Below are 8,081 nucleotides of genomic sequence, written 5' to 3'. Positions count from 1 at the left end.
CAATTGACTGTAAATCATCAGAATCACTGACAAAGTTAGCAATGCAGTCATACTCCTTGAGTAAAGTTGCCACGCGCAAAGGTTGAGCCGAAATCAGCGTGACTTGATATTCCGATTTGAGATATTCATGAATCAGCGCTGCAATCTGGTCAAACTGATGGGGAACTATGGGAATAGAGGCACTGGCAAAATCAAAAATATTGGCTTTGGGTTTAAGCGATCGCTCGGTAAGCTGAAGCATTTGAAACTTCTTCGCCTCAGTCATGCACTTAGCAAAGTCCCAATGCAGTTTCGGTGTATCTGCTTGAGGATCTTGATTTTGATAAAGTTCTTCCGCAGCTTCGTACCAGAGATCGCCATAGCTCTGGCATTGTTCGGGTTCATCAATAGCGATAATAAAGTTCTTGGGTAAGTAATGCAGTAATGTAGCTTTGTGAGAAGTAACAAACTCATGCAAATCGACAGGGGCGATCGCGATGCTGGATAGGTCAGTGAAGCTTTTGGGATTAGTGGGGTCAAACTCTCTGATTTTCTCGACAGTGCCGCGATTGCAGCTTAGGCGAACGGGTAGATTTCGATTAATTGGAAACACTTCAAAACTAAATCCTTTGCGGCTCCATTGTTTTGATTCTTTAACTTCTTTAACTTCTTCATATCCTAATCTTGCCAAAGAAGAAGCTAGTAATTTAACCGATTGCGAATCGCCGATATTGAGATAGATGTTATGTTTTTGGAAGACTTGAGTTGATGGTAGATGGGGCTGTAGTGAGTTAATGGTGGTAGCGATCGCTAAGTTATGCTGTGGTTTGGCAAGCAATTCCGCTAATATCTCAATCCTTGTCCAAGCTGTTTCYAAATCGATTTGGGCTGATTCGTAGGGAAATGTATCAAGGGGTKGATATAGATAGACGCGCCATGACATKGACTGGAGTTGYAAAGCCCATCGGGTTGCTTCTTCGACGGTGGCGGTGACGATGAGTAATGGTTTGGTTTGTTGTTGACATAGGTGGGTGCTAATCAGTCCTTTGCCTAAGCGGGATAGTCCTGATAGGGATATGCTTTTGGCTGTTTTCAGTTTCTCGCCTATTTTTGTGGCGATTTGCGATCGGGCTATGTTCTCTAGGACTGCTGTGAAGGTCATGGGTATAGTCATGAATAGACTAATTCAGGTTCATTAATAAGGCGTAATAACTTGACAGGTTCGATTGTTTCCATAGCGAAGGTATTGCCTTTTTTATCGGTAAAGTCGATTAGGAATGCTTTGTTGTCAAAGGACATTAAAACTGTTCCCATTTGTCCTCGTCGCAGGAGAATTTGCTGATGAGTGACTTTATGCGTAGCAATCGCATCTTCGGTTAAAGCAACAAGGTCATATTCTTGGATTTCGTTCATAGTTGTTTTTCTAATCAATAGGGTAATTTCATTGGTTATGATTTGAAAATTGTGGGTTGTGCTTATTGTAGCAAGGTTGTTATAGGCGATCGCCAAATCTATATTTGACTTATTATATAAAATTTTATATAATTTGCTAGTATTTTAGATATATGTAAAAAAATATGTCAATCAAGTTTTACGAAAGTCCGTTTCATGCGATCGAGGAGCTTGAAGTCGCTAGTAAGTCGGTTTTGAAGGCTGACTTGACGATTATGATTCGAGACATAATTGAGAATAGAGGTTGGACACAAAAGGAAGCGGCTGAAAGGTTGGCAGTTACTCAGCCTCGTGTGTCGGACATTGTGAATGGAAAAATTGATAAATTTACTTTGGATATGCTGTTTTCAATGTTAGATAAGCTCGGATTTAGGACTGAGTTTACTTGTAGCAGTTTAGAAAGTGCTTCTATTAAAATCCAAACAAGGGATTTAGCTAAAGCCGCTTAGTTATTTTTGCCTTTTCATTTTTTCGATTTCAGCTTTTAGTTCCTTGTATCTTTTCTCGATAGTTTTCATGGCTTGTCGATCTACACCGTTTGTTGTCTTCTCAAATGAGTGTAAGACGACAACAGTATCTAGAAATTTTGCTATGTAGACACATCTGAAGGCTGGGCTACCATTGATTTTAAGTTCGATGACACCAGCGCCAATTCCTTCAAGAGTTTGGATTGGTAAGAATGGCTTTTTGTCGTCTTGGACTGCTCTTAGGCTAGTTCCAAATTGTTGTTGAATCTCTTTTGAAAAGTCTTTGTATTCTCTTTCGGCAGCATCGTTAACGAAAGCAAATTTTTTCATGTTGGTTATACTGATTGAATCTAGTGGACAAATTCCACAAAAAGAGAAAGGCAAGAAAAATTACACTGGATGCGATGATTTCCTTGCCTTTGATTAGTTGACTGTTGCAAACATTTTACTGGTCACCATCTTCAGGATATTCATTAAGCAGTTTGAGTGTATCCATTCCTGCGAGTCTTGCTAGAGTTTCTTGCAATTTTGTATCAATCGGTTTTACCGAAGATGCAAGAGTTTCAGCTCGTTTTCTGAGATCTGCATCAGTTTCAAAGATAATTTCAGTGCTTCTATCATAATTCTCATAAGCTAAAGATATAAATCTGCCACGCTCTAACTCAGGTAATGATTGTGAGGTCATCAAGTGTCTGCTCAAATTGGTCAAAACTTCATCCTTTAGGCGTACAAATTCTTGGGGAGTAGATTTTTGCCAATCCATGATCAGTAAGCTCAATTTGGCATTAGTAGTTTGTGCCAAAAGTTTTAGCTCAACATCAGTTCGCACAACATCTTGGACAATATTCATCATACCTTGAAGGATTTTCAAGTTTGCTTCTCTTGTCTTGATGTCAAGATTGACTTCAAGTTCTAGAGTTTTCCTTGCTTCTTCAGCTTTAATTTGTAATTCTTCAAGAGCTAGTTTCTTTTCTTGACGAGCCATGTGACCGCGTATCAAGTCGCCCAACAATCCAAAACCTGAATTGACGACGTTGCCAACAGAATCAATTAGTTGACCGACAACTGGAATTGGTAAAGCCATGATATTTCTCCTTAGCTAATAGAATTGGTTTGAAGGTTTTCTGTGAACTTGTAAAGCTCAATGAGTGAGGCAATCATTTGTCTACTCGACTCTAGATCTATATCCAAAGTCTCAAGATCTTGGAGACACTCTTTTCCAATATCTTTTCTGTCCTGAATAGCTTGTTGAAGGTTCTGTTCAATTCTATTGATGCGCTCATCAATAGCAGTAAAAATTTTTACTGCTAGATCTTTGCTCTGACTTGAGACAATCTTTGATGTTTTCGCATTGCACTTGGTTAGAGTTTCTCTAATATTACTGTTTGTCAATCGTTCTAGAACATTAGGTTGTAATTCTACAAAACAACTGATTGGATTCCGTTTGTCGTTAGTCTCTTGTTCTCCGAATTTGTATATTTCATCATTGACTAGATCTCTAATCGAAATTAAAGCAGGTCTAGAAATCATTTCAACGTTGATAGATGAGTAACTGAGTTCAGATACATTTATATCGTCATTCAATTCCTTGTTGATTCTAATCAGCAAAGCTTCTGCTTTCAGGTAAGTCTGACTATAAATCTCTGACTGTCTGGATTGGCAAAAGTCTTTCAAGTTTGATTCAAAGACAGGATAAGCAGATTGAAAAGCAGCATTGAATGTCTCAGCATACGCTTCAATTGCTTTATCAATTTTACCTTTATCCTGATTTGATACTGAGCCTAAATTCTTCACTAAATCAATACATGATTGAAGCTTTTGAATCTGGTCTTTAGTAAGTCCTTGAAACTTTGATTTCTTGAATTTACCAGCAAACATTGACGAAACAAGCGATTTTAAATCATTGACAAACTGAGTGTACTGTGTATCAATCTCTGACAATAAAGATTGTGTGGCTGACTCTAATGAATCAGCTATAAGCTTTTTTTCTGCGGCTACACCTTCAAGAGATTGACTAAATTTGTCAGCTATCTGCTTGAGTTCATTTAGTCTCAGCCGATAAATGCTAATCTTCTGTTGAGTATCTTGTTCATGGGATTGAGCAAAACTTAAAGCACGGGTTAGAGAATCTCTGATCAATTCCTGCGTCTTGTTATTATTGACTAGATAGTTAGCCAAAGTCTCTTCTAAGGTTTCGATATTTGACATTTTCAAAACAGATTCTTTGGCTGTGGAAAATTGTTCGGGCGAAGCAGTCATAAAGTCATCTTCTAAAAACCTCACTGCATAGCTATTAAAAGCGCCTTTTTGTTGTTGTTTTAGTAAACCTTCTTGATGCATTCGGTAGAGTAATGCAGGTAATGCAGCTACACCAATTACCCTGTTTTCTGGCAAATCAAAGCCATAGTCATTATTTAATGTTTTATGAATTGACGCGATCACATCTTCCAATCTACCGCTATTACCATCATCCTGATCGATCTTGTTGACCGCAAAGAAAAGTTTGTCATAGAAACGAGAATTATACTGCCTCTGTCGGCGCATTTCTTCTAGCAATACAGCATCACTTTCGGTAAAAGGGGTAGTAAAGTTAATTACATAAACTACAGCATTTGCTTTGTCGATAAAGTCAAAGGTGATGCGCTTGTGATCCGCGTGACGAGCAGAATTTGTTCCAGGGGTATCAACAAACTGAATACCCTCTAAACGTACTTGTTTAGTTAGATGCTTAACAGGAGCGTGAATATTTAATTCTTTGACAGCATCGTTGTTAATAAAACTACCCAATTCAACCTGACTAAGATCGGTAAGGCTAAATGAGGAATAGCCCTTATTTAAAGTCAGTCTTGCTTGGTTAGCATGAATGTCATTTGTATCACTCACAGGGTAAAAGGCAGATTCAACAAAATCAACTGGACTGTCAAATTGTAGTGACTTCTCCTCAGAATACACATCAGCTTTTCCAATCCATCCATTTCTCAAATACTTATTGAGATACTTTTGTAAATCTTGAGGATCTTTATAGGAAAGAACGATGACTCGTTGATCGCCCTTTTTAGAGACTTCAACCTGTGCAGCCACATCTCCTTCACGATCATTGATGAAAGTCAGTCTACCTGTTGTTGGCTTTGCCATTGAAGGTAAGATGTCATTACCCAACATTGCATTAATCAGCGTTGACTTACCAGCGCTAAAAGTAGCCACGAAAGCAATTTGGTAAGTGTTGTCCCTGAGCTTAGTGACTTCCTTAGAAATATCTTCAGCCTCTTTAGTTCTTCCTTTCTCATTCAAATATTTCTGCAATGCCTCCAACTGCGCGATCGCCTGTTGTCTGACTTCATCTAAATTAGTCGCTGTATTCATCTTAGGCTCCATGATTGATTTACCGATAAACTCGCTCTGTTGTTGACGCATTAAGCGATCTGCATAGCTTGCTACAAGATGATTACTCATCCTGATTTCACTCTTTCGATAAGCTAGAAGTCGATCAAATTGATCCAACTTATCTAAAATCTTTTTGCGCTTGCGCCGCGTATCATCTAAGGCTTTACGATAGATTTTGAGTTGCTTGTCGTCATAGTCATTTAGCTCTCGAAGAGAATGCTCTGGAATTACAAGCTTAATTGCTGCAAATCGAATGCTAGGATGACTTTCTACATATTCTAGTAACTCATCTTCAGTCTTTTTCTCAAAAACTTCTAGATGATTGCTGATCACTCGTACAGTCTTAGACTCAACATTACCAATATCCTGCTGTTCCTGAAGAACTGAAGCAAGTCCTTGAGTATCAGTAAAAAAGGATCTGTATTTTCTACGCTCATCCTTTAAGATATCAAAAAGTGATGTAAATACATTTGGGCTATCTACAGCAATCCCGTTCTTAGATGATTCTTCGATAATATCAATCAGAGTCCAGCTTTTACCAAGACATTGATCATGGCAAGCTTTTGCTAATCCTAAGTAGTTAGGTATTACTTCAGGATGAATATTACGCGATCTCAAACTACTTCTGATATCGTGCATAACCCATAGAAAGTTTTCCCGTTCTGACAGTAGTCCTTGTTGAATACTGGCGAAATAGACAGAATACTCAGACGAATCAGCCATAGGAGTATCTCCAAAAATGATAGAGATAGGTGAAATTTGTTCGTTGGTATTAGGCAGAAAATGAATCTGAAGTGCATAACCTACACCCGATGCGATTTTTGCCAACGTCTCAATTTTTGGGAATTGTTTACCTGATTCTATTCGCGCAAGTTGAGATTGATTCATACCAATGCGCTCCGCAAATTCTCTTTGCGTAAGCCCACTAGCAGCCCTCAACTTAGCGACTATGCCAGTTGCATCAACTTCAAAGTTAAGATTTTCAAATGTCATGGTGAGTCAACCTCATACAAGTTGTAAGATTACTGTATAGATTGACTAAACTTCATTTCAACTTGATAACAGAAATGTTATATCAACCAATCTATATTTGTCAATACCCCTTGCAAAATATTTTTACATCACTTTTTATTCGTTAGAGAGTATATGGCTATAACAAAAAAGTTATCTAGTGTTTTATCAATAAAACAAAAAATTGGAACTGAGCATCCCTATGGTTGGCTTGGAGCATTTGACGTAGACGAATTGAATGAATTTATTAACGAAGTGATAGCAGCCTATCGATCAGTTGCCTTACAAGAACCAAAAAATTACGAAAAAGCATGGAATGAATTAGAAGCAATTATCCATGAATGGTATGAGAGCGCCTTAGCGATAGCTAATCCAGAATTAGAAGTAGCCTTTACTCAAATCAAGCAATGAAACAATCTTTATTAAACTACAAGTATAAAAATGACATTCTCTTATAACATCGATTGGCAACATGAGGAGCATAAAGTACAGTACAGTTTCACGAAAGAACAACTTGCTCTCATTGCCACCTATGAAGCACCTTTAAAAATAAAACTAGCGGAAGAACAGGCTGCAAAATACAGAGAAGATCCTGATAGGTACTGCTCTCTATCCTCAACAGCATCTATGGTAGCTCAAGGTAAGTACGAACCTTATACAGGAGCGATCGGAGAAGTATCAACATTTCTTTTCTATCTTACAAGTGATGATGAATATATCGTGAAATATCAGTATGCTAATTATGAACCTATCTGCTTGACAGCTTTAGATTCACCTACGACTTCTCGTTTATATAAGGTTATACCTACAAGTTTGGGTTATCTTGTCTCCTATTCACTAGATGGCGAGATAGTTTGTGAAATATTTGATGATTTATGAGAACTTGAAAGTTAATAGAGATCCCACTTACTATGAGAAATGATCGATCAGAAACTTGCAAATAAGCTTGCTTATCAAGACAACTTTTTAGGACTAGGCTTAGCCACTTTACTAGCCTGTTTAGGTTTCCCCTGAGTAGCTTTCTTCCCTTTCGCAGTTGCAACCTTACCCAAATTCGGCTTAGCCGCCTCATCCAAATCGCCAAACTTCTTCGACCACCACTTAGACTGAGAAGACCAGAAAAAGACCACATCTGCATGATCCTTGCGTTGACGTGCCTGAACATCCGCACACTTCAACATCACCTTATCCACACCATCCTTCGCATAGGGAAACTTAGCCAAAGGCTTACCACAGACAGGACAAGCAAAACCAGTAACCTCTGCCGACACTGCATTCTCACCCTTCGGTTGAGGAATCTCCCACTGATTACGGCGATCGCTCCAGAACATTACCAGATTCTCACAGCCATGCTCACACTTAAGAAAATGCCCACCACTCACTTTCTTAGAAGGAATCTTACTGAGAGGATGACTACAAGTAGGACAAGCCACATCCGAAAGCTCATTTTTGCGATTACTTGGTTGTAAATCCGCGCCCAGATTCGTATAAGCCCGCGCCAACATCGGCTGAAAATAGGACTGATGCCAACCAATCAAATAGCTTTGCCACTCCAACTTACCCACCGAGATTTCATCCAAAGTCGTCTCCATCCCTGCGGTAAAATCGGCTCTGAGCAAATCGGGAAAAGTTTTGTGCAATACATCATCCGTAGACATTCCCAAAGCCGAAGGTTCAAGAACCTTACCCTTGAGTAACACATAGGTGCGCTCCTTCAGCGTCTTGACGATCGCCGCAAACGTACTCGGTCTACCCACMCCCTGACGCTCTAGCACCTGTACCAACTTC

Annotated in this window: 8 protein-coding genes and 1 pseudogene; 3 read left to right on the top strand and 6 right to left on the bottom strand. The window is 39.0% G+C overall.

Annotated elements, in window-relative coordinates; translation table 11 throughout:
- Both B9G53_RS24555 and B9G53_RS24550 read right to left on the bottom strand, forming a co-directional pair.
- Positions 1–1,153 (bottom strand): annotated as a pseudogene (locus B9G53_RS24555) (transcription-repair coupling factor); the annotation flags it as partial.
- A complete protein-coding gene (locus tag B9G53_RS24550; protein ID WP_094536058.1) occupies positions 1,150–1,392 on the bottom strand; it encodes a DUF4926 domain-containing protein in 243 nt (80 codons plus the stop codon). The gene B9G53_RS24550 and the pseudogene B9G53_RS24555, both read right to left, overlap by 4 nt.
- Before the next feature lie 164 nt (positions 1,393–1,556).
- On the opposite strand from B9G53_RS24550, the gene B9G53_RS24545 reads away from it, so the two are divergent.
- The gene (locus B9G53_RS24545; protein ID WP_094536057.1) at positions 1,557–1,880 is read left to right on the top strand and encodes a helix-turn-helix domain-containing protein; all 324 of its coding nucleotides are present in this window, start codon (positions 1,557–1,559) and stop codon (positions 1,878–1,880) included.
- Here the strand turns inward: B9G53_RS24545 and B9G53_RS24540 are convergent, their stop codons facing one another.
- The 3 genes from B9G53_RS24540 to B9G53_RS27715 all read right to left on the bottom strand — a co-directional run bounded on the left by B9G53_RS24540 (position 1,881) and on the right by B9G53_RS27715 (position 6,275).
- A complete protein-coding gene (locus tag B9G53_RS24540) occupies positions 1,881–2,228 on the bottom strand; it encodes a type II toxin-antitoxin system RelE/ParE family toxin (RefSeq protein WP_094536056.1) in 348 nt (115 codons plus the stop codon).
- A 115-nt stretch (positions 2,229–2,343) separates the two neighbouring features.
- On the bottom strand, positions 2,344–2,982 hold the full coding sequence (locus B9G53_RS24535) for a hypothetical protein (protein WP_094536055.1): 639 nt from the start codon (positions 2,980–2,982) through the stop codon (positions 2,344–2,346).
- An 11-nt stretch (positions 2,983–2,993) separates the two neighbouring features.
- Positions 2,994–6,275, bottom strand: a complete 3,282-nt coding sequence (locus B9G53_RS27715) for a dynamin family protein (protein ID WP_176453346.1) — start codon at positions 6,273–6,275, stop codon at positions 2,994–2,996.
- Between the two features lie 153 nt (positions 6,276–6,428).
- On the opposite strand from B9G53_RS27715, the gene B9G53_RS24525 reads away from it, so the two are divergent.
- Entirely contained in the window at positions 6,429–6,704 is a 276-nt protein-coding gene (locus B9G53_RS24525) for a hypothetical protein (RefSeq protein ID WP_254923800.1), read from the top strand.
- Between the two features lie 30 nt (positions 6,705–6,734).
- Positions 6,735–7,172 carry a hypothetical protein gene (locus B9G53_RS24520; protein ID WP_094536054.1) on the top strand — a complete coding sequence of 146 codons (438 nt, stop codon included), beginning with the start codon at positions 6,735–6,737 and terminating at the stop codon, positions 7,170–7,172.
- A gap of 74 nt (positions 7,173–7,246) precedes the next feature.
- Here B9G53_RS24520 and B9G53_RS24515 read toward each other — a convergent pair.
- On the bottom strand, positions 7,247–8,081 hold an 835-nt coding region (locus B9G53_RS24515; protein WP_254923799.1), incomplete at its 5' end, for a DNA topoisomerase.

Source organism: Pseudanabaena sp. SR411 (assembly GCF_002251945.1).
Lineage (GTDB): Bacteria > Cyanobacteriota > Cyanobacteriia > Pseudanabaenales > Pseudanabaenaceae > Pseudanabaena.
The sequence above is the reverse complement of the archived record's forward strand: the minus strand, read 5'-3'. Positions and strand labels throughout refer to the sequence as shown.